This window comes from Streptomyces sp. PKU-EA00015 (assembly GCF_013387495.1).
Lineage (GTDB): Bacteria > Actinomycetota > Actinomycetes > Streptomycetales > Streptomycetaceae > Streptomyces.
The window spans coordinates 94,345-114,888 of the sequence record NZ_JABZEE010000011.1; the positions used below are offsets into that span (position 1 = coordinate 94,345).

Annotated in this window: 18 protein-coding genes; 8 read left to right on the top strand and 10 right to left on the bottom strand. The window is 68.5% G+C overall.

What is annotated here, in order from left to right; genetic code table 11:
* Nucleotides 1-21 precede the first annotated feature (21 nt).
* Nucleotides 22-1,488: a CCA tRNA nucleotidyltransferase gene (locus HW130_RS11060; protein ID WP_177149310.1), complete on the bottom strand. Its 1,467-nt coding sequence runs from the start codon at nt 1,486-1,488 to the stop codon at nt 22-24.
* Nucleotides 1,489-1,670: 182 nt separating this feature from the next.
* On the opposite strand from HW130_RS11060, the gene HW130_RS11065 reads away from it, so the two are divergent.
* The 7 genes from HW130_RS11065 (at nt 1,671) to trxA (ending at nt 11,182) form a co-directional block, all read left to right on the top strand.
* Entirely contained in the window at nt 1,671-4,022 is a 2,352-nt protein-coding gene (locus HW130_RS11065; RefSeq protein WP_177149311.1) for a DUF6049 family protein, read from the top strand.
* A 44-nt stretch (nt 4,023-4,066) separates the two neighbouring features.
* A complete protein-coding gene (murJ, locus tag HW130_RS11070; RefSeq protein WP_177149312.1) occupies nt 4,067-6,217 on the top strand; it encodes a murein biosynthesis integral membrane protein MurJ in 2,151 nt (716 codons plus the stop codon).
* 120 nt (nt 6,218-6,337) lie between these two features.
* A complete protein-coding gene (locus tag HW130_RS11075; RefSeq protein WP_177149313.1) occupies nt 6,338-8,074 on the top strand; it encodes a protein kinase family protein in 1,737 nt (578 codons plus the stop codon).
* Between the two features lie 24 nt (nt 8,075-8,098).
* Complete coding sequence (gene sigM / locus HW130_RS11080; RefSeq protein WP_177149314.1) at nt 8,099-8,803, top strand: RNA polymerase sigma factor SigM; 705 nt, start codon at nt 8,099-8,101, stop codon at nt 8,801-8,803.
* Nucleotides 8,800-9,699 carry a zf-HC2 domain-containing protein gene (locus HW130_RS11085; protein ID WP_177149315.1) on the top strand — a complete coding sequence of 300 codons (900 nt, stop codon included), beginning with the start codon at nt 8,800-8,802 and terminating at the stop codon, nt 9,697-9,699. Before sigM ends, HW130_RS11085 begins: the two co-directional genes overlap by 4 nt.
* A 124-nt stretch (nt 9,700-9,823) precedes the next feature.
* On the top strand, nt 9,824-10,798 hold the full coding sequence (trxB, locus tag HW130_RS11090; protein WP_177149316.1) for a thioredoxin-disulfide reductase: 975 nt from the start codon (nt 9,824-9,826) through the stop codon (nt 10,796-10,798).
* A 51-nt stretch (nt 10,799-10,849) separates the two neighbouring features.
* On the top strand, nt 10,850-11,182 hold the full coding sequence (trxA, locus tag HW130_RS11095) for a thioredoxin (RefSeq protein ID WP_177149317.1): 333 nt from the start codon (nt 10,850-10,852) through the stop codon (nt 11,180-11,182).
* Nucleotides 11,183-11,259: 77 nt separating this feature from the next.
* On the opposite strand, the gene HW130_RS11100 is transcribed toward trxA, so the two are convergent.
* The 9 genes from HW130_RS11100 to rpmH form a co-directional block, all read right to left on the bottom strand.
* Nucleotides 11,260-11,877 carry a GNAT family N-acetyltransferase gene (locus HW130_RS11100; RefSeq protein WP_177149318.1) on the bottom strand — a complete coding sequence of 206 codons (618 nt, stop codon included), beginning with the start codon at nt 11,875-11,877 and terminating at the stop codon, nt 11,260-11,262.
* A 309-nt stretch (nt 11,878-12,186) separates the two neighbouring features.
* Nucleotides 12,187-13,287: a ParB/RepB/Spo0J family partition protein gene (locus tag HW130_RS11105; protein WP_177149319.1), complete on the bottom strand. Its 1,101-nt coding sequence runs from the start codon at nt 13,285-13,287 to the stop codon at nt 12,187-12,189.
* Nucleotides 13,284-14,357: a ParA family protein gene (locus HW130_RS11110; RefSeq protein ID WP_177149469.1), complete on the bottom strand. Its 1,074-nt coding sequence runs from the start codon at nt 14,355-14,357 to the stop codon at nt 13,284-13,286. The genes HW130_RS11105 and HW130_RS11110 overlap by 4 nt, the downstream gene beginning before the upstream one ends.
* Before the next feature lie 248 nt (nt 14,358-14,605).
* Nucleotides 14,606-15,322, bottom strand: a complete 717-nt coding sequence (gene rsmG / locus HW130_RS11115) for a 16S rRNA (guanine(527)-N(7))-methyltransferase RsmG (RefSeq protein ID WP_177149320.1) — start codon at nt 15,320-15,322, stop codon at nt 14,606-14,608.
* Between the two features lie 110 nt (nt 15,323-15,432).
* On the bottom strand, nt 15,433-15,945 hold the full coding sequence (locus HW130_RS11120) for a R3H domain-containing nucleic acid-binding protein (RefSeq protein WP_177149321.1): 513 nt from the start codon (nt 15,943-15,945) through the stop codon (nt 15,433-15,435).
* Between the two features lie 14 nt (nt 15,946-15,959).
* Nucleotides 15,960-17,243 carry a membrane protein insertase YidC gene (gene yidC, locus HW130_RS11125; RefSeq protein ID WP_177149322.1) on the bottom strand — a complete coding sequence of 428 codons (1,284 nt, stop codon included), beginning with the start codon at nt 17,241-17,243 and terminating at the stop codon, nt 15,960-15,962.
* Between the two features lie 3 nt (nt 17,244-17,246).
* A complete protein-coding gene (gene yidD / locus HW130_RS11130; RefSeq protein ID WP_177149323.1) occupies nt 17,247-17,606 on the bottom strand; it encodes a membrane protein insertion efficiency factor YidD in 360 nt (119 codons plus the stop codon).
* The gene (gene rnpA, locus HW130_RS11135; RefSeq protein ID WP_177149324.1) at nt 17,603-17,974 is read right to left on the bottom strand and encodes a ribonuclease P protein component; all 372 of its coding nucleotides are present in this window, start codon (nt 17,972-17,974) and stop codon (nt 17,603-17,605) included. Before rnpA ends, yidD begins: the two co-directional genes overlap by 4 nt.
* An 18-nt stretch (nt 17,975-17,992) precedes the next feature.
* Nucleotides 17,993-18,130 (bottom strand): 50S ribosomal protein L34, encoded by a 138-nt coding sequence (gene rpmH, locus HW130_RS11140; RefSeq protein ID WP_018846094.1) that lies wholly within the window; start codon nt 18,128-18,130, stop codon nt 17,993-17,995.
* Between the two features lie 360 nt (nt 18,131-18,490).
* Here rpmH and dnaA point away from each other — a divergent pair, with 360 nt between their 5' ends.
* Complete coding sequence (dnaA, locus tag HW130_RS11145) at nt 18,491-20,296, top strand: chromosomal replication initiator protein DnaA (protein WP_177149325.1); 1,806 nt, start codon at nt 18,491-18,493, stop codon at nt 20,294-20,296.
* Nucleotides 20,297-20,544: the final 248 nt, after the last annotated feature.

Sequence of the window (20,544 nt, forward strand, 5' to 3'; positions counted from 1 at the left end):
AAACATCGCGCCGTTTCACGCTCAGCCCTGCGTCGCCCACCACTCCTTGAGTGCGGCAACCGCGGCATCGTGCTCCATCGGTCCGTTCTCGAGACGCAGATCGAGAAGGAAGGCGTACGCCTTGCCGATCACCGGGCCGGGGCCGACGCCCAGGATCTCCTGGATCTGGTTGCCGTTGAGGTCCGGCCGAATCGCGTCCAGCTCCTCCTGCTCCTGCAGCTGAGCAATGCGCTCCTCGAGACCGTCGTAGGCCCGGGAGAGCGCAGTCGCCTTCTTCTTGTTCCGGGTCGTGCAGTCCGAGCGGGTCAGCTTGTGCAGCCGCGACAGCAGCGGCCCGGCGTCCCGCACGTAGCGCCGCACCGCCGAGTCGGTCCATTCGCCGGTCCCGTAGCCGTGGAAGCGCAGGTGCAGCTCGACCAGCCGCGCGACGTCCTTGACCATCTCGTTCGAGTACTTGAGCGCCGCCATCCGCTTCTTGGTCATCTTCGCGCCCACCACTTCGTGGTGGTGGAAGGAGACGCGCCCGTCCTTCTCGAACCGCCGCGTCCGCGGCTTCCCGATGTCATGGAGCAGCGCCGCCAGCCTCAGTACGAGGTCCGGTCCCTCGTCCTCGAGGCCGACCGCCTGGTCGAGCACGGTGAGTGAATGCTCGTACACATCCTTGTGCCGGTGATGCTCGTCGCTCTCGAGGCGGAGTGCCGGCAGCTCGGGCAGTACGTAGTCCGCGAGCCCGGTGTCGACGAGCAGCCCCAGTCCCTTCCGGGGGTGCGCGGACAGCAGCAACTTGTTCAGTTCGTCACGCACACGTTCAGCGGAAACGATCTCGATGCGTTGCGCCATCGACTTCATGGCGGCCACCACGTCGGGCGCCACCTCGAAATCGAGCTGGGCTGCGAACCGGGCGGCGCGCATCATCCGCAGCGGATCGTCCGAGAAGGACTCCTCAGGAGTGCCGGGCGTTCGCAGCACACGGGCCGCAAGGTCCTCGAGACCGCCGTGCGGGTCGATGAACGCCTTCTCGGGAAGGGCGACGGCCATGGCGTTCACCGTGAAGTCCCGACGGACAAGGTCTTCCTCGATGGAGTCGCCGTAGGACACCTCGGGCTTGCGCGACGTCCGGTCGTAGGACTCCGACCGGTAGGTGGTCACCTCGATCTGGAAGTGCTGCACGTCGTCACCGACGCGGCCCTCCTTCTGGGATCCGACCGTGCCGAAGGCGATGCCTACGTCCCAGACCGAGTCCGCCCACGGGCGGATGATCTTGAGTACATCCTCTGGCCGAGCGTCCGTCGTGAAGTCGAGGTCGTTGCCGAGCCGACCGAGAAGCGCGTCACGTACCGAGCCGCCGACCAGGGCGAGGCTGAACCCGGCCTCCTGGAAACGGCGGGCAAGGTCGTCGGCGACCGGGGACACCCGCAGCAGTTCGCTCACCGCGCGGCGTTGCACCTGGCTCAGGGCAGTGGGGTTGTCTTCATTGGCGTTCGGCACAACAGAAAAGGGTACGTGCCCCGGCCGACCGGAGCGCCCCCGTTTACGGCGGCCCGCGAAGCCCCTTGCGATCTTGTGATGCAGTCCGCGGCACTTCGACCCAGCGCGCATCGTTACCATGCCTGGACGCAAGAACCAGAGAACCACCACCGGCAAGCAGACGACGAGGGACGGGCGAGCGCGTGGCCGAGGCGGCAGACTTCCAGGAGATGCGTACTTCTCCTGCCCGCCGGTGGCTGCGTCGCTCAGCCTCGCTGCTCACCGGCGCACCACTCGTGGCCGGGCTGCTGTGCGGCCCCGCGGCGCCGACGGCGCATGCCGCGGAGGACGCCACCGGGTCACGGACCGTCGATGTGTCTCTCGACACGTTCACGCCGGCGACGCCGGGCGAGAAGGACAAGATCACCATCTCCGGCACGGTGATCAACGAGGGCAGGCAGACGATCACCGACGCGCACGTCGATCTGCGTGTCGGGCAGAAGCTCTTCGGCAGGACCGCCATCGATCGCGCCGCCGAGCGCACCGGCTACGACCCGGGCCTCGACGGTGCGGAGGTCGACGACAAGTACTCGCTCGAGATCCCACGCCTCGCCTCAGGCATCAGCCATGACTTCCGGCTCTCCGTGCCGGCCGACGAACTCGACCTCGACGAGGAAGGTGGCGTCTACCAGCTCGGCGTCTCGCTCTCGGGGCAGACCGCGAACCTGCCGTACGACCAGGTGCTGGGCATCGAGCGGACCTTCCTGCCGTGGCAGCCGGAGGCGCCGGAGAAGAAGACCCGCCTCACGTATCTGTGGCCGCTCATCTCCTCCACGCATCTCACCTCCGAGACGGGCTCCGACGAGCAGCAGACACCCGTCTTCGAGGACGAGTCGCTGGCGGCCGAGCTGTCCACCGGCGGGCGGCTCGACCAGCTCGTCTCCCTCGGCAAGGAGCTGCCGGTCACCTGGGTCATCGATCCGGACCTGCTGGCCACCGTGGACGCCATGACCCGGAATTACCAGGTCAAGAGGGGGAACACCACGGTCCAGGGCAAGAACCAGGCCGTGGCCAAGCGCTGGCTGAGCGATCTCCAAGCCGCGGTCCGGGACCGCAAGGTCGTCGCCCTGCCGTTCGCCGATCCCGACCTGGCCTCACTGGCGCACCGCGGCAAGTCCGTCTCCGGATCGCTCAGCCATCTCCAGCCGGCCACCGAGGTCGCCGCGACCACGGTCGAGACGGTCCTCCACGTGAACGCGTCGACCGACTTCGCCTGGCCCGTGGAGGGCGCGATCGACTCGTCGATCGTCGATGTGGCCACATCGGCCGGTGCGCACAACGTGATCGCCCGCAGCGACAGCCTCCAGGACAACCTGGGCTACACGCCCACCGCGGCGCGGCCCATCGGCGGTGGCACGACCGCGGTCGTCGCCGACTCACGGCTCTCCAAGGCCTTCCAGGGCGACATGAGCCGGTCGGACACCTCGACGCTCGCCGTCCAGGAGTTCCTCGCCCAGTCGCTCGCCGTGACGCACCAGGCCCCGGACAAGCAGCGCAGCATCGTCGTCGCCCCGCAACGTGTGCCCACGGCAGCCCAGGCCCAGTCCATGGCGCGAGCCCTGCATGCCCTCGGCCAGCGCTGGACCCAGCCGCTCGACCTCGTGGCGGCCGCGGACTCCAAGCCGGACGCCGACGCCAACACCAAGGTGCCCGGCACCTCCCAGTACCCGGGCAAGCTCCGTAAGCAGGAGCTGCCCGTCGAGGCCTTCCAGGACGTCCGGGGCACCCAGGAGACCCTCGACATGTTCGAGGGCATCCTCACCCTGGCGGACCGGGTGAACACGCCCTTCGGCAGGGCGATCGACCGCGAGCTGTCGGTTTCCTGGCGGGGAAACCCCGTGGCGGCCCAGCACTACCGCGACGAGGTGCGAAGCTATCTGCGGGACCTCACCGAAGAGGTCCAGCTGATCGAGAAGTCGGACGTGACCCTCTCGGGCCGGAGCGCCACGATTCCGGTCACCGTGCAGAACGAGCTGGTCCAGGGCATCGACCATCTGGTGCTCCGGCTCACGTCGCACAACCCCACGCGTCTGAACCTCGACGGCGACAAGGGCGTCACCGAGCAGCAGGTCCGGATCGACGGCGGCCACAGCCAGACGGTGAAGTTCCCCGCCTCGGCCAATGCCAACGGCCAGGTCCAGATGACGGCGCAGCTCTACACGCAGGACGGCAAGCTGTACGGCAAAGCCATGAACTTCACGGTGAAGGTCTCCGAGATCACACCGACGGTCATGCTCGTCATCGCCGGCGGCGTTCTGCTTCTGGTCCTCGCAGGCATCAGGATGTACACCCAGCGCAGGCGCGCTGCCGCTCGCGAGGCGGCGGGCGCGGAGTCCGAGGACGTGTCGACGGACGACGACACCACCTCGGAGGAGGAAGAGAGCACGCGGGGCGACATCGACAGCCCGGATCCCGGGCAGGCGAGTGACCCGGGACCGGACACCCGACCCGAAAGCGGCGACCCGTCGGGCGCTGGTGAGAAAGTGGACCGTTGAGCGATGTGTGGCCGGTCGGCCGGGGACGATGAGGTGGGGTAGTCATGAACGCGCCGTACGACGGTGACCGTGGCCAAGGCTCGGGTGGGAACCCGGCCGGCCAGGTCCCGCCGCCGCATCAGCCCGCCCCTGAGCCCTACCAGGACCCCTACGTCCAGGACGCGTACGCTCCCGACCCCTTCCAGGCCCAGGATCTGTCGTCCCAGGACCCGGTGGCCGAAGCGCTCTACGACCGGTCTGCGCACCCTCCGCCGCCCCCCGGCACGTACCCGGAACCGCAGCCGCTCTATCAGCAGCCTCCGTCGTCCGAGTACGCCCCCGACCCCCGCGTCTGGGCACAGACGCCCCCGCCCGAGCCGGAGGGTCCCTCCCGCCACCTGCCGTACGGGGACGCCGCCGGAACCACCCAGTTCACGGGCGTGGACGACCTCGTCACCCGCGCCGGCGACAAGGAACCGGAACCCGACGCGTTTGCTCACCTCTTCCGGGACCAGCAGGCCTCCGGCCGCCCGGCCCCGGCACCCGAACCCGCCCCGGCGGCGCCCGCACCCCCCAAGAAGCCGGCGGGGCGGGCCTCCGGTCTGCTGAAGTCCAGCGCCGTGATGGCGGCCGGCACGCTGGTCTCCCGCCTGACCGGGTTCGTGCGCAGCCTGGTGATCACCGCCGCCCTGGGCGCCGCTCTTCTCGGTGACACGTTCACCGTCGCGTACACCCTGCCGACGATGATCTACATCCTCACCGTCGGTGGCGGACTCAACTCGGTCTTCGTGCCGCAGCTGGTGCGAGCGATGAAGAACGACGAGGACGGCGGCGAGGCCTACGCCAACCGCCTGCTCACCCTGGTGATGGTGGCGCTCGGCGCCATCGTCGCCATCGCGGTGTTCGCCGCACCGCTGCTGATCCAGCTGATGTCGGACACGATCGCCGGCGATCCGGCGGCGAACAGCGTCGCCGTCACCTTCGCCCGGTACTGCCTGCCCACGATCTTCTTCATGGGCATCCATGTCGTCATGGGCCAAATCCTCAACGCTCGCGGCCGGTTCGGCGCGATGATGTGGACCCCGGTCCTCAACAACATCGTCATGATCACGACGTTCGGCCTCTTCATCTGGGTGTACGGAACCTCGGCCGAATCGCAGATGGGTGTGCAGACGATTCCGCCGGAGGGTGTCCGCCTGCTCGGCATCGGAACGCTCCTCGGCCTGGTCGTCCAGGCGCTGGCGATGATTCCGTACCTGCGAGAGACCGGCTTCCGCTTCCGTCCGCGCTTCGACTGGAAGGGCCACGGTCTCGGCAAGACCGTGAAGCTGGCCAAGTGGACGGTGCTCTTCGTCCTCGCGAACCAGGCCGGTGTCCTCGTCGTCACCCAGCTCGCCACCGCGGCGGGCGAGGCCTCGGGCAAGCAGGGCGCGGGCTTCATCGCCTACACCAACGCCCAGCTCATCTGGGGCATGCCGCAGGCCATCATCACGGTCTCCGTGATGGCTGCCCTGCTGCCGCGCATCTCGCGCGCCGCCCACGACGACGACCCGGGCGCCGTGCGCGACGACATCTCACAGGGTCTGCGCAACAGCGCGGTCGCCATCGTCCCGGTCTCCTTCGCCTTCCTCGCGCTGGGCGTCCCGATGTCCACGCTGCTGTTCGCGTCCACCGGCCAGGAGGCCGCACGGGGCATGGGCTTCATCCTGATGGCCTTCGGCCTCGGCCTCATCCCCTACTCCGTTCAGTACGTCGTCCTGCGCGGCTTCTACGCCTACGAGGACACCAGGACGCCCTTCTACAACACGGTCATCGTCGCGGCTGTCAACGCCGGGGCGTCCGCCCTGTGTTATGCGCTGCTGCCCGCGCAGTGGGCGGTCGTCGGCATGGGCGCCTCCTACGGTCTCGCCTACGTGGTGGGCGTCGGGGTCGCCTGGCGGCGGCTCAAGAAGCGCCTCGGCGGCGACCTGGACGGCTCTCACGTGATGCGGACCTATGCACGCCTCTCCATGGCGTCGGCGCCGGCCGCGATCGCGGGCGGTGCGGCAGCCTTCGGCGTCATGACGGGACTGGGCAGCGGCGCGGGCGGCTCGTTGGTGGCGCTGGTCGCCGGTGGAGCCGTACTGATGGGCGTCTTCCTCGTCGCAGCGAAGAGGATGCACATCGAGGAGCTCAACGCCATGGTCGGCATGGTCCGCGGACGTCTCGGCCGCTAGGACGGACCGGCTCTGGCACAACCTTCGTCGGACGCCGCGTGTCGTGCATAGCGTCCGACTGTGGGCACAATTGGCATGGCGTTTGGATATGGCGCAACGGATGGGGAGGCAGGAACGACGGTGGCGGAACGTAGCACGGCTGCCGTCGACGTGGCCGACAACGGCGGGGACGAACCGCTGACCGCGCAGGCGGGCAAGGCCACGACCGACGGGGCGGCAGAATCCCAGAAGACTGCGGAGACGACCGCACCGGAGACGGACGGCGAGGCGAAGACCGGGACGAAGGGCAAAGACCTCTCCCTGTCGACGCCTGAACTGCACAGTGGCCACAAACTCGCCAGACGCTACCGCCTGGAGGAGTGCGTCACCCGTCTGGACGGTTTCAGCAGCTGGCGTGCCGTCGACGAGAAACTGCGCCGAGCCGTCGGCGTCCACCTCCTGCCCGCGGACCATCCCAGGGCCCGTTCCGTTCTCGCTGCCGCCCGTTCATCGGCTCTCCTCGGCGATCCGCGCTTCGTCCAGGTGCTCGACGCCGTCGAGGAGAACGACCTGGTCTACGTCGTCCACGAATGGCTCCCCGACGCCGTCGAGCTGACCACGCTGCTGGCTTCCGGACCTCTCGAACCGCACGACGCGTACCAGCTCGTCGAGCAGGTGTCGTTGGCCATGGCCGCGGCCCACCGCGAGGGGCTCGCCCATCTGCGGCTGACCCCTGGTGCGGTTCTTCGGACCTCCACCGGCCAGTACCGCATCCGTGGCCTCGCGGTGAACGCCGCGCTGCGCGGCATCTCCGCCGACCGCCCCCAGCGCACCGACACGGAGGCGATCGGCGCCCTGCTGTACGCCGCGCTCACCCAGCGCTGGCCCTACGAGAACGATGCCTACGGTCTCTCCGGGCTTCCCAAGGGCGTCGGCCTCGTCGCACCCGACCAGGTGCGTGCCGGCGTCCATCGGGGACTGTCCGAACTCGCCATGCGCGCTCTCGTCAACGACGGTGCCACCGCCTCCCGCCAGGAGCCGCCGTGCACCACGCCCGACGAACTGGCGAAGGCGGTCGCCGCGATGCCGCGCATCCGCCCGCCGGAGCCGGCCTTCACCGCGCCCCCGGAGTACCAGCGCACCACCTATCAGCAGGGCAACTACGGGCGCACCGCCGTCCGGCCGGGCATGGGTGTCACGCAGGTGTCGCCCACACCGCCCGCCCCACTGGAGAGCCGCACGGGCAAGGCGCTGAAGTGGGCCGTGTCCGCCCTCCTCATCGCGGCCTTGGGGCTAGGAAGCTGGCAGGTGGCCGACAAGCTGCTGGGCCAGGAGCAGGGCACCCAGGAGCCCAAGACCTCGGAGACGTCCGTCACGGGCGGCGACAACGAAAAGCCCAAGGCTCCTGTCCCCCTGAGGATTCAGGCGGCCCAGGAGTACGCCCCGGACGGATCCCCCCAGAACGCGGGGAATGTGGGAGCGACGCACGACGGCGACAGCACCACCTACTGGCGGACCAAGAGCTACTTCGACGGACCGGAGTTCGCTCCGTCGGTGAAGCAGGGTGTGGGCATCGTCTTCGACCTGGGTGCGGAAAAGGACGTCTCCAGCGCGTCCATAGCGTTGCGCTACGGCGGAGATCACACCACGATCAGCCTCTACGCAGCCGATTCCCTGTCCCCGTCCGGCCCGGTGAGCTCCATGACGCAGATCGCCTCCGGACAGACCAGCGGATCGGCACTGAAGTTGACGGCCAAGAAGCCGGTGGCGAGCCGCTATGTCCTGCTCTGGATGACCGCGATGCCGTACTCGTCGAAGGACGAGTTCAGCGGCACCGGTTACAAGCAAGGCGTCACGGACGTCACGTTCACCGGCTGACAGAAGCGGGGAGGGGGCTCACCGTTGGACGACGCCACACTCGGCGACGCGAGCGACCAGGATCTGCTGGCCCGCCATGTCTCCGGTGACCCCGACGCCTTCGGCGAGCTCGTGCGGCGCCACCGCGACCGGCTGTGGGCGGTGGCGCTGCGCACGCTGGGAGACAGGGAGGAGGCTGCGGACGCGGTCCAGGACGCTCTCGTTTCCGCCTTCCGCGCCGCGCACACCTTCCGCGGCCAGTCCGCTGTCACCACGTGGCTGCACCGCATCACCGTGAACGCCTGCCTCGACCGCGCCCGCAAGGCGGCATCCCGCAAGACCTCTCCGGTCGACGACACGGAGCGCCTGGAACAGCTGCTGGAGCCTCACGAGTCCGCCGAAGCTCCAGCCGAGCGCCAGGACCTCCATCGCCAGCTCCTGGCCGCGCTGGCCACCCTGCCACCGGACCAGCGAGCCGCGCTCGTCCTGGTGGACATGCAGGGATACCCCGTCGCGGAAGCCGCACGGGTCCTCGACGTACCCACCGGGACGATCAAGAGCCGGTGCGCCCGGGGCCGCGCCCGGCTGCTGCCCATGCTCACCCACCTCCGTGCGGAGCGCGGGGATAACCCCGACGTCAGCGGGGGAAGGAACCGGACGCCGGGGACATCCGTCCCACCGGAGTCGGGAGCACGAGACACAGGGCCGAACGGGCCTGCGGCTGTGAAGGGTGGAGGTGGGCGCGCGTGACATCCTCGACCGACAGGGCCGGCACAACACAGCACCCGGATGTCTCGGAGATCTCCGACCTCACCGAAGGTCTCCTTTCCCCCTCCCGTGCCGCTGAGATCCGCCGTCACCTCGACGACTGCTCCCTGTGCGCAGATGTCCGCAGCTCACTCGAAGAGATCCGCGGCTTGCTGGGGACGCTGCCGGGCGGCGGTCGGATGCCGGTCGACATCGCCGGCCGGATCGACGCCGCCCTCGCTGCCGAGGCGCTCCTGGCCGCCGGCGCCCCCTCCGATCCCGCGAATGTTTCACGTGAAACAGCGCCGCCCCCGTCTCCGGCTGAGGCGACCGCCCCCGCCGCCGACCGCCCCGCAGGCCACTCGCGTGCCGCGACCGGCCCCGGCCGTAACCGTCGGACCCGCCGTCGGCGTGTGGCCGTGTTCGGCGCCGTGTTCGGCGCTGCCGCCGTCGGGGTCAGCGTCATGCTCCTCCAGTCGGTGCAGACGCAATCGGGGAGCGACTCCAGCACCAAGGAGGCCAGCGTCAGCGCCGACACCGGGGAGTTCTCCGGGGCGCCCATCCAGGACCGCGTGCACACGCTGCTCGCTGCGGACACCCATGCCGAGCCGAGGATCGAGAAGGTGCCGCCGCTCGACACCGAGTCCTCCACCGTCTCGCCCAAGAGCTCACCCGAGACCTCGGTGCCGGCGTGCATCCAGCAGGGGACCGGCCGGTCCGATCGCCCCCTCGCCTTCGAGCAGGGCCGCTATGCGGGGGTCGACGCCTACCTCGTCGTGATGGCGCATCCCACCGACGAGACGCGGGTGCAGGCGTACGTCGTCGATGCCGCCTGCGTCGGCAGGGCAGCCGCCGGACCGGGAAACCTGCTGCATTCGGAGACCTACCCTCGCAACTGAGACCTTGCCTGTGCCGCTCCGACGCCCCGGGAATGCAAGCCCCGTAGGATCCGTTGGGTGGGGTGAGATCCTGTAACCCGCCCCCGTAGGCAGTAGGCAGTCTGCAGAGACGAGGAAGAAACCCGTGAGCGACGTCCGTAACGTGATCATCATCGGCTCCGGGCCCGCGGGCTACACGGCCGCGCTCTACACCGCGCGCGCGTCGTTGCAGCCGCTGGTGTTCGAGGGGGCCGTCACCGCCGGTGGCGCGCTGATGAACACGACCGATGTGGAGAACTTCCCCGGCTTCCGCGACGGCATCATGGGTCCGGACCTGATGGACAACATGCGCGCCCAGGCCGAGCGCTTCGGCGCCGAGCTCGTCCCCGACGATGTCGTGGCCGTCGACCTCACCGGCGAGATCAAGACCGTCACCGACACCGCCGGAACCGTGCACCGCGCGAAGGCCGTGATCGTCACCACCGGCTCGCAGCACCGCAAGCTGGGCCTGCCGAAGGAGGACGCCCTCTCCGGACGCGGCGTCTCCTGGTGCGCCACCTGTGACGGGTTCTTCTTCAAGGACCAGGACATCGCCGTCATCGGTGGTGGCGACACCGCCATGGAGGAGGCCACCTTCCTCTCCCGCTTCGCCAAGTCCGTCACGATCGTCCACCGCCGTGACACGCTGCGCGCCTCCAAGGCGATGCAGGAGCGCGCCTTCGCCGACCCGAAGATCTCCTTCGCCTGGGACAGCGAAGTCGCGGAGATCCACGGGGACCAGAAGCTTTCCGGTCTGACCCTGCGCAACACCAAGACGGGTGAGACCTCGCAGCTCGCCGTCACCGGCCTGTTCATCGCCGTGGGTCACGACCCCCGTACCGAGCTCTTCAAGGGCCAGCTCGAGCTCGACGACGAGGGCTACCTCCAGGTCGACGCGCCGTCCACGCGCACCAACCTGCCCGGTGTCTTCGGCGCCGGTGACGTCGTCGACCACACCTACCGTCAGGCCATCACGGCCGCCGGCACCGGCTGCTCCGCCGCCCTGGACGCCGAGCGCTTCCTCGCCGCCCTCTCGGACAGCGAGAAGGTCGCCGAGCCCGAGAAGACCCCTGTGGTCTGACCCTCGCACCGCACTCCCCTACACCCCGCAAAAAGAAGTAAGGAGGACGCCGTGGCCGGCGACCTGAAGAACGTGACCGACGACTCCTTCGAAGAGGACGTCCTCAAGAGCGACAAGCCCGTCCTGGTGGACTTCTGGGCTGCCTGGTGCGGCCCCTGCCGCCAGATCGCGCCGTCCCTCGAGGCCATCGCGGCCGAGCACGGCGACAAGATCCAGGTCGTGAAGCTCAACATCGACGAGAACCCGGCCACCGCTGCGAAGTACGGCGTCATGTCCATCCCGACGCTGAACGTCTACCAGAACGGTGAGGTCGCCAAGACCATCGTCGGGGCCAAGCCGAAGGCCGCAATCGTCCGCGACCTCGAGAGCTTCCTCGGCGAGTAGTCGTCGCCTCGTCGTTTCACGTGAAACATCGAAATGGGCTCACCCCCGACGGGGGTGAGCCCATTCTCGTGTCGGCCTCACAGCGGCCGGAGCGCCGGCTCCTTCTGCACCGCGCCCAACAGCCGATCGAGGGCCAGCTCCACGTCTTCCTTCCAGGAGAGCGTCGTCCGCAGCTCGAGCCGTAGCCGGGGGTGCGTCGGATGCGGACGCACCGTCTTGAACCCCACCGCGAGCAGATGGTCGGCCGGCAGGACGCACGCGGGCCCCTTCCACCGCGCATCGCCGAACGCCTCGATGGCCCGGAATCCCCGCCGCAACAGGTCCTTGGCGACGGTCTGGACGATCACCCGCCCCAGTCCCTGTCCCTGATACCCGGGCATGACCCAGGCGGTGATGAGCTGCACGGCGTCCGCGGAGACGGGACTCGTGGGAAAGGCCATCGACCGGGGCACATAAGCCGGCGGTGCGTAGAGAACGAAACCGACCGGAGCGTCGTCGACATAGACGACACGGCCGCACGAGCCCCAGTCGAGAAGGACCGCCGAAATCCAGGCCTCCTTCTCGAGCTGCGGAGTCCCCGCCTTTACCGCTGCTTCGCCGCTGACCGGGTCAAGCTCCCAGAAGACACACGAACGACAGCGCTGGGGAAGGTCCGAAAGGTTGTCGAGCGTGAGCGGTACGAGTCGGCGCCCCATGGAGACTCACCCTCTCTTCCCTGATCTGCCGCGCTCCGCGCGGCTGCCAGCGCGCTCCTCTCCCGAAGCAGGCTGCTGACGAATCCGCCTACTGCCCCAAGTCCCAAACCGGCTGTCACCAGTTGGCTGCGGCTCACCGCTCGCATGGCCCCCGCCCTCCCTCTGAGGTGGCTCAAGGTGGATGCGTCATACCAGAACGCATCGTATCCACCCAGCCCCGACACGGATACCGCAATACGGCAAGAGGCGGGTCGTGTCTCGTGAAACCGAACACGACCCGCCCTTGGCGGCAGTGGGGATCGAAGAGCCTCAGGCGTCCTCGTCCTCGGCGAGTTCCTCACCGAGCCCCTTCTCCAGCACGCGGCCCTCTCCGGGGGCCAGGGTGCCGAGGATCCTCTCGAGGTCGTCTATCGACGCGAACTCGACGACGATCTTTCCCTTCTTCAGCCCGAGGTCGACCTTCACCCGCGTCTCGAAGCGGTCCGAGAGTCGGGAGGCGAGATCGGTGAGCGCCGGGGACAGCCGGGACCCGGCTCGCGGGCTCTTGGCCTTGGGCGTGCTCTTGGGACCGGAGTTGAGCAGAGTGACGATCTCCTCGACCGCCCGTACCGAGAGGCCCTCGGCCACGATGCGGTGGGCCAGCCTGTCCTGCTCCTCCGAGTCGTCCACGGAGAGCAGCGCCCGCGCGTGCCCCGCGGAGAGGACGCCGGCAGCGACCCTGCGCTGCACGGGCGGTGAGAGCTTGAGAAGGCGCAGCGTGTTGGAAACCTGCGGACGCGAGCGCCCGATGCGGTCGGCCAACTGGTCATGGGTGCAGTCGAAGTCCTTGAGAAGCTGGTCGTAGGCAGCCGCCTCTTCCAGCGGGTTCAACTGTGCCCGGTGGAGGTTCTCCAGCAGGGCGTCCAGGAGAAGCTTCTCGTCCTCGGTGTGCCGGACGATCGCAGGGATCCGCTCCAGACCGGCCTCGCGGCACGCCCGCCAGCGTCGCTCGCCCATGATGAGCTCGTAGCGGTCCGGACCCAACTGCCGTACGACGACGGGCTGGAGCAGGCCGACCTCCTTGATGGAGGTGATCAGCTCGGCGAGAGCGTCCTCGTCGAAGACCTCACGCGGCTGTCGCGGATTGGGGGTGATCGCACCGAGCGGCACCTCCGCGAAATGCGCTCCTGCCGGCTCGCTCGGCTGCGGTGCGGCGTCAATGTCCACGGCGGAAGCGATACCGTCCGGCGCGGTGGCGGCCGCGGGGAGGGTGGCGACCTTGGCCGCCGCCACCCCACGGTCTGTGGTCAGCACCGGAACCGCCGCCGGAGAGGGCGCGGCACCCGCCGAGGGGGGCGCCTGCTGCTCCTGGGGAGCCGCGGGGATCAGCGCACCGAGCCCACGCCCCAATCCTCTACGTCGCTCGCTCACTGGATCCCCTCCGACACATTCTGCTGATTGTTCTGAGCCGCGTGGGCGTGCTGCGGGTCGTAGTGGACCCCCACGCCACGGAGCGCGATCTCCCGGGCGGCTTCAAGGTACGACAGGGAACCGCTGGAACCCGGATCGTAGGTCAGGACTGTCTGTCCGTAGCTCGGAGCCTCTGAGATGCGCACCGACCGGGGGATGCTCGTCCGCAGGACCTCATCCCCGAAGTGGCTGCGCACCTCGTCCGCCACCTGGGAGGCGAGCCGCGTGCGGCCGTCGTACATGGTGAGCAGGATCGTCGATACATGAAGCGAGGGATTGAGGTGTCCTCGCACCAGATCGACGTTCCGCAGCAACTGGCCCAGCCCCTCCAGCGCGTAGTACTCGCACTGGATGGGGATGAGAACCTCCGCACCCGCGACGAGTGCATTGACGGTCAGCAGGCCGAGCGACGGCGGGCAGTCGATCAGGATGTAGTCCAGCGGCTGCTCGTACGCCTGGATGGCGCGCTGAAGTCTGCTCTCCCGCGCCACCAGCGACACCAGCTCGATCTCCGCACCGGCGAGATCGATGGTGGCGGGAGCGCAGAAGAGTCCTTCGACGTCGGGGACGGGCTGGACCACCTCGGCGAGGGGCCTGCTCTCCACCAGGACGTCATAAATCGAGGGAACTTCCGCATGGTGATCGATTCCCAGCGCCGTGGAGGCGTTGCCCTGGGGATCGAGGTCCACCACCAGAACGCGCGCACCGTGCAGGGCGAGCGAGGCGGCGAGGTTGACCGTGGTGGTGGTCTTCCCTACGCCGCCCTTCTGATTGGCGACAACCATGACGCGTGTCTGCTCAGGTCGGGGCAGCCCCTCACCGGCACGCCCCAGCGCCTCCACAGCCAGCTGAGCAGCACGGCCGATGGGGGTGTCGTCCATGGGCGGCGGTGTTTCACGTGAAACATCCTCCCCCGGGGACTCGGTACGGGGACCGGGGACCGGATCGGTCATCGGTCCCGCGATGTTGGCGTCGGACCGCACGGATTCACTCTCCTCGACTTCAGGCTCGCGATGAGGAGAGCCTGCCATGCTTTCGGGGTCGTGAACCAGCGAGGCCCGTGGTTCTGTGGAGGAATCCACCTCTGTGGACAACTCGATAGCCCTCACGAGGGGCTTGCGACCCCTCGTCGGCGCGGCAGCACGGCCGCGGCTGATGATTCCCTGCAGCAGTGAGCGACGTTTCACGTGAAACACGATGCCTGCGCCGCATCACCGAACCGGGACGACACTCCGAAATGCGTACGTATGGAAGCTTGTATGGCTCAGCGTGCTGAGGGTCAGCGACGACGACGAGTTCGGCTCGTCCTTGCGGCCTTCGCGCGCTTGGCGGCGAACCTCACACCGCCCGGACTTTCACCCACCTCGACCCGTACGACGGTGGACAACGGGTCGACGATGCCTTCGCCGACATGGAGGACCGAGGTCTCCACGACTCCGAGCTTGCTCAGCGCAGCCCGGGCGCTCTGGATCTCCTCCTCGGCGGTGTCGCCCTTGAGCGCCAGCATCTCGCCGTAGGGACGGAGCAGAGGGACGCCCCAGCCCGCCAGGCGGTCCAGCGGTGCCACGGCTCGTGCCGTCACCACATGCACCGGAGGAACCTTCCCCAGCATCTCCTCGGCCCGGCCCCTGACCACGGTCACATGGTCCAGGCCCAGCAGTTCGACGACCTCCTGCAGAAAGTTCGTACGCCGCAGCAAGGGTTCGAGAAGGGTGATCTTGAGGTCCGGCCGGACGAGGGCGAGCGGGATGCCCGGCAGACCGGCACCCGAGCCGACGTCGCACACCGTCACCCCCTCCGGGACGACCTCGGAGAGGACAGCGCAGTTCAGCAGGTGACGCTCCCACAACCGGGGAACCTCACGCGGGCCGATCAGACCGCGCTTGACCCCGGCATCCGCGAGCAGCTCCGCATACCGCACGGCCTCCGGAAAAAGCTCTCCGAACACCGTCCGCGCCGCCTCGGGCGCCTGGGGAAGCTCCGCTGCCTCCGTCACGGGAACCGTCCTTCCGTACCGCACTGCCGCACAGGGCTGTGGTGGCTGACTATCAGGCTGACAAAGATCGGCCCCGCCTGCGAACAGACGGGGCCGAGGGAACACGTGGGTCAGGCAGGGAGTACGACGACGAAGCGCTGGGGCTCCTCGCCCTCGGACTCGCTGCGCAGGCCGGCGGCCGCGACCGCGTCGTGGACGACCTTGCGCTCGAAGGGCGTCATGGGGTCGAGCTTCACCGGCTGGCCGGTGGTCTTGACCTCGTTGGCCGCCTTGGCGCCGAGCTCGGCCAGCTCGGTGCGCTTCTTCGCACGGAATCCGGCGATGTCGAGCATGAGACGGCTGCGGTCACCGGTCTCACGGTGCACAGCCAGGCGCGTCAGCTCCTGGAGGGCCTCGAGGACTTCGCCGTCCCGGCCCACGAGCTTCTGCAGATCCCGGCTGCCCGCGTCACTGATGATCGAGACCGCGGCGCGGTCCGCCTCGACGTCCATGTCGATGTCACCGTCGAGGTCGGCGATGTCGAGCAGGCCCTCGAGGTAATCAGCCGCGATCTCCCCTTCCTGCTCGAGGCGGGTCAGGGTGTCGCCACCCTCGGCGGCGGCGGAGATGGTGCCTTCCGTCACGGATGGACTCCTTCTTACTTCTTGGACGACGGGTGCTTGGGGCGCTGCTGGCCCTTGCGCTGCCCGGACTTTGCCTGTCCGGGCTTGGTCTGGCGGGATCCGGTGGCCTTGCCACCGCCGGCCTTGGGCTGGACGCCCTCGGCGGGCTCGTCCTTCTGCAGCGACGTCTTGGACACGGAGTCGGCCGGGCCTTCCTCGCCCTTGGCCGCACCCACGGTGCCGGTGGCGGACTGACGCCGCGCCTTGCTCTGCCGCTTGGGCTGCTGGCGCCGCTGGGCGCCGCCGCCCTCGGCCTCGGCCACCGCCGTCTCGCTCTTCGTCACGGTGCCGTCCGCCTGGGCGGCCAGGCCGGCCTTGGCCAGCCCGGTGATGAACCGGCGCTCGTTCTCGTTGCGGTCCGACCCCTTGGCCACGATCGCCTGGACGACCGAACGCTTGCGGCGCGAGCGGACCTCGCCGTGCGCGACGACGCCCTTGAGGAGGCGCTGCAGGTAGTGGTCCTGCGCCTTGCTGCCCGGCGTCGGGTTCTGGTTGATGACGTACATCTGCTGGCCCATGGTCCACACGTTGGTGGTCAGCCAGTAGACGAGGACACCGACCGGGAAGTTGATGCCCATGACGGCGAAGATCACCGGGAAGATGTACATCAGCATCTTCTGCTGCTGCATGTACGGCGTCTTGACGGTGAGGTCGACGTTCTTCTGCATCAGCTGGCGCTGCGTGTAGAACTGCGACGCCGACATCATGATGATCATGATCGCGGTGACGATGCGGACGTCGGTGAGGGAGGCGTTGAGTGCCTCGACCTTGGCCGGGTCGTCCATGAACTTCGCAGCGATCGGAGCTCCGAAGATGTGCGCCTCACGCGCACTGTTCACGAGGCTCTGGTTGAGGACACCGATCTCGTCACCCGAGGCGATCTTGCTGAGCACGTGGTACAGAGCGAAGAAGAACGGCGACTGCGCGAGGATGGGCAGGCACGAGGAGAGGGGGTTGGTCCCCGTCTCCTTGTACAGCTTCATCATCTCTTCGGACTGACGCTGTCGGTCGTTCTTGTAGCGCTCCTGGATCGCCTTCATCTTCGGCTGGAGCGCCTGCATGTTCCGGGTCGACTTGATCTGCTTCACGAAGAGCGGGATCAGGCAGATCCGGATGAGGATCACCAGCGACACGATGGACAGTCCCCAGGCCCAGCCCGTGTCCGGGCCGAAGATCGCCCCGTAGAGCTTGTGGAACTGGACGATGATCCACGAGACAGGTGTGGTGATAAAACTGAAGAGACTGGCAATCGTGTCCACTAATCAGGCTCCTTGAGCATTGGGCGAGGTCTCTGCGGCCGGGCTCGGGGTTCCGGGGGCCGACCCCGGGGCAGGCACATCAGCGGCGGAGTGCCCGCCCTTGCTGCCGCGCAAGGCATCGCGCAGCATTTCGTGCCACCGTGGACGCTTGCGCGGGGGCACATGATCCACGCCGCCCGGCGACCACGGATTGCACCGCAGGATCCGCCAGGCGGTCAGGGCCGTGCCTTTCACCGCACCGTGCCGGTCGATGGCCGTAAATCCATAGTGGGAACACGACGGGTAGTACCTGCAGACAGGTCCCAGCAGCGGGCTGATCGTCCACTGATAGATCTTGATCAGTGCCAGCAGTGGGTACTTCATCGCGCGCCCCCTCCCAGCAGCCGCTGCAGGGCGGCGTCCAGGTCTCGGGCCAGCTGTGCATGTTCGGCGTCGCCCGCACCGGGCAGCGCCCGTACGACCACCAGGCTACCGGGGGGCAGCTCGGAGAGCCGATCGCGTATGAGGTGGCGCAGTCTCCGCTTGACCTTGTTGCGTACGACGGCACCGCCCACGGCCTTGCTCACGACGAAACCCGCACACGTCGGGGGAGCGCTCTCCCCAGGCGCGTGCGGGTCCGTTGCACCGCTGCGTAGATGGACGACGAGAAGCGGGCGTCCGGCCCGGCGTCCTCGGCGTACCGCAGTCGCGAAGTCCTCGCGCCGCCTCAGCCGATTCTCGGAAGGCAGCACGTCATGACCTGTACGCGATCAGGCGGACAGGTTGGCGCGACCCTTGCTGCGACGGTTCGCCAGGATGGCGCGACCGGCACGGGTACGCATGCGCAGGCGGAAACCGTGGGTCTTCGCACGACGACGGTTGTTCGGCTGGAAGGTGCGCTTGCTCACTCGGGGGCTCCAGAAATGATTCGTTGATGGCGGGACATCGCCTGGCTGTCACCGTGCGCCCACGAGTAGCTCGCGATTACGCCCGAGTGCACCGCTTCACAATCACAGACCGTGATCTTTGCCCATCGGAGGCAGGCGGCAGCAGCCATCGACAACTCGACCTGGTTACGGTACGCGCGGCTACGCCATCCGGTCAAACCAGGTCGTTGGCGGCCCCCGCTGTACACAGGCTGTGGACAACAACTTGAACCGCATGGCTCGGCCTGACTACCGTGGCTGAACTCGGATTCCTTTCCTGCCTGTCTTCCCATCCCGTCCCGAGAACCACATATTCGTGGGACCTGTGAGAGAGCGTGCTTCGTGGCTGACGTACCTGCCGATCTTGCCGCAGTGTGGCCACGAGTCCTGGACCAGCTCCTCGATGAGGGCCAGCAGGGCGTCGAGCCCAAGGACAAGCAGTGGATCGAACGCTGCCAGCCCCTCGCGCTCGTCGCCGACACCGCGCTGCTCGCCGTCCCCAATGAGTGGGGCAAGCGGGTGCTCGAGGGCCGCCTCGCCCCGCTGATCAGCGAGACGCTGAGCCGCGAGTGCGGCCGTCCGATCCGGATCGCGATCACCGTCGACGACTCCGTGGGTGAGCCGGCCGCCCCCCAGGCACCGCACGCGCACCAGCAGCCGCGCTACCAAGGGCCTCAGCGCGACGATTCCCGCCCGACCGACGCGTACGACGGCCCTCGCCAGGGCGGTGACGCCTACGAGACCGGGCGCCAGAGCGACCCCTACGACGGCGGCTACGGCCACCGCCCGTCCCCCGACGACGGCCTGCCGGACGTGCGCCCGTCGTACCCCGAGTACCAGCAGCAGCGCCCCGAGCCCGGCGCCTGGCCGCGTACCCAGGAGGACCTCTCCTGGCAGCAGCCGCGCCTCGGCGGCTTCCAGGAGCGCGACCCGTACGCCTCCGCCCCGCCGAGCCGGCCCCAGCACGACTACCGGCAGCCGCCGGAGCGCCAGCAGTACGACCCGCGTGCCGAACGCCAGCTGCCCGAGCCGCAGGCCCCGCACCGCGGCGGCCCCCCGGGCGCGCCCGGACCGCTCGGCGCCAAGCCCGCGCCCGCTCCCGGTCCCGGCGAACCGCACGCCCGCCTGAACCCCAAGTACCTCTTCGACACGTTCGTCATCGGCGCGTCCAACCGCTTCGCACACGCCGCTGCCGTCGCGGTCGCCGAGGCGCCGGCCAAGGCGTACAACCCCCTGTTCATCTATGGGGAGTCGGGGCTCGGCAAGACGCACCTGCTGCACGCCATCGGGCACTACGCGCGCAGCCTCTATCCCGGCACCCGCGTGCGGTACGTGAGCTCCGAGGAGTTCACCAACGAGTTCATCAACTCGATCCGCGACGGCAAGGGCGACACCTTCCGCAAGCGCTATCGCGACGTGGACATCCTCCTGGTCGACGACATCCAGTTCCTCGCGAGCAAGGAGTCGACGCAGGAGGAGTTCTTCCACACCTTCAATACGCTGCACAACGCCAACAAGCAGATCGTGCTGTCCTCGGACCGGCCGCCCAAGCAGCTGATGACGCTGGAGGACCGGCTGCGGAACCGTTTCGAGTGGGGACTGACCACCGACGTGCAGCCGCCCGAGCTGGAGACGCGTATCGCGATCCTGCGCAAGAAGGCCGTGCAGGAGCAGCTCAACGCCCCGCCGGAGGTACTGGAGTTCATCGCGTCCCGCATCTCCCGGAACATCCGTGAGCTCGAAGGCGCGCTGATCCGGGTCACCGCGTTCGCCTCGCTCAACCGTCAGCCGGTGGACCTCGGTCTCACCGAGATCGTGCTCAAGGACCTGATCCCAGGCGGCGAGGACGCCGCTCCCGAGATCACCGCGACCGCGATCATGGCGGCCACGGCCGACTACTTCGGCCTCACGGTGGAGGATCTGTGCGGATCCTCGCGCAGCCGCGTGCTGGTGACGGCACGCCAGATCGCGATGTACCTGTGCAGGGAGCTCACGGATCTGTCGCTGCCGAAGATCGGCGCGCAGTTCGGCGGACGCGACCACACGACCGTGATGCACGCGGACCGCAAGATCCGCGCGCTGATGGCGGAGCGGCGGTCGATCTACAACCAGGTCACCGAGCTCACCAACCGCATCAAGAACGGCTGACCCAGCCGCCGGCACGGCCCGAGAAGGCGCCCACGGGAGGAGATCCCGGGGCGCCTTCTCGGCGTTCCAGGGGCCTCTCGCGGAGCGCCGGGGCCGCTCGGCAGGCCGCCGTGCCGTCCTGTCACGGGACGGCTGTGTTCGAATACGTCCCGACCGGTGCCCGTTCTCCACAGGAGTGGGGACGATCTTCCGTCCACAGCCTGGGGACCGGGAAGTTGTCCAGATACAGTCCACAGGACCGCCTGTGG